Below are 689 nucleotides of genomic sequence, written 5' to 3'. Positions count from 1 at the left end.
GCACCACTTCTATCGCGCGATGACCTGGCTGGGCGAGGAACTCGGCGACAGGCAAGCGGGCGCCCTCGCGCCACGTTGCGTCAAGGACGTGATCGAGGAGCAACTCTTCGAACGCCGGCGCGACCTGTTCACCGATCTCAGCCTGGTGTTCATGGATACGGCCTCGCTCTCCTTCTACGGCGAGGGCGGCGAGACGCTGGGTCGCCGTGGCCATTCGAAGGACTATCGCCCCGACCTCGCGCAGATGATCCTGGCCCTGGTGGTCGATGCCGAAGGCCGGCCGATCTGCACCGAGATGGTGCCGGGCAACTCCGCCGACGTGAAGATCCTGATGCCGGTGGTCACGCGCCTGCGCGAGCGCTTCGGCATCACCCGCGCCTGCGTGGTCGCCGACCGCGGCATGATCAGCGCCGATACCATCGCGGCACTGGACGCGCTGGGGATGGAATACATCCTCGGCGCACGCGAGCGCACCAGCCGGGTGATCCGCGACGTCGTGCTGAAGGACAAGGCCGCGATGGTCCCGCTCGTGCTCGATCGCCAGCATGGCGAGACCCAGCTGTGGGTGAAGGAGGTCCGGATTGGCAAGGGCAAGGCGGCCCAGCGCTACATCGTCACGGTCAATGAGGCCGAGGCGAAAAAGGACAGGGAGGACCGCCAGGCCATCATCGACGGGCTGCAGGCCCAGC

At 67.1% G+C, this 689-nt stretch carries 1 protein-coding gene; it reads left to right on the top strand.

Going from position 1 to position 689, the window contains the following annotated elements:
• Positions 1–689, top strand: a 689-nt coding sequence (locus APM_RS18635; RefSeq protein ID WP_039889264.1) for an IS1634 family transposase, incomplete at both ends; no start/stop codon positions are given.

Source organism: Acidiphilium sp. PM (assembly GCF_000219295.1).
Classification (GTDB): Bacteria; Pseudomonadota; Alphaproteobacteria; order Acetobacterales; family Acetobacteraceae; genus Acidiphilium; species Acidiphilium multivorum.
Note: the sequence above shows the minus strand (reverse complement) of the source record. Positions and strands in the feature narration are given on the sequence as shown.